The organism is Winogradskyella ouciana, assembly GCF_009709615.1.
In the GTDB taxonomy this organism is placed as follows: Bacteria; Bacteroidota; Bacteroidia; order Flavobacteriales; family Flavobacteriaceae; genus Winogradskyella; species Winogradskyella ouciana.
Genome location: NZ_WJYA01000207.1, coordinates 1 through 254, shown reverse-complemented (window position 1 = coordinate 254; position 254 = coordinate 1). Strand labels below are relative to the sequence as shown.

Here is a 254-nt window from a genome sequence, read left to right as displayed (position 1 = left end):
AATGAAATGTCATTTTTACAACAAGAAATGCAGGCTGTGGTGCGATTTGTGGAAAACCATCCCGATGCCGAGTTGATTCGGGTCGATACGGAATACTACGAATAGGACAGCCAGCGGAGGTGAGAGTAAATGAACAAAACACGGATTAGCCGCGTCGGTGAAGAAATCAAAAAAGAACTGAGCCTCGTTTTGCAGCGTGGATTGAAAGATCCTCGCGTCGGCTTTGTCACAGTAACGGATGTAGAAGTAAGCAG

At 46.1% G+C, this 254-nt stretch carries 1 protein-coding gene; it reads left to right on the top strand.

Annotated elements, in window-relative coordinates; genetic code table 11:
• Positions 1–129: 129 nt before the first annotated feature.
• The coding region (locus F1003_RS18995) for a ribosome-binding factor A (protein ID WP_497986936.1) at positions 130–254 on the top strand (125 nt) is incomplete at its 3' end.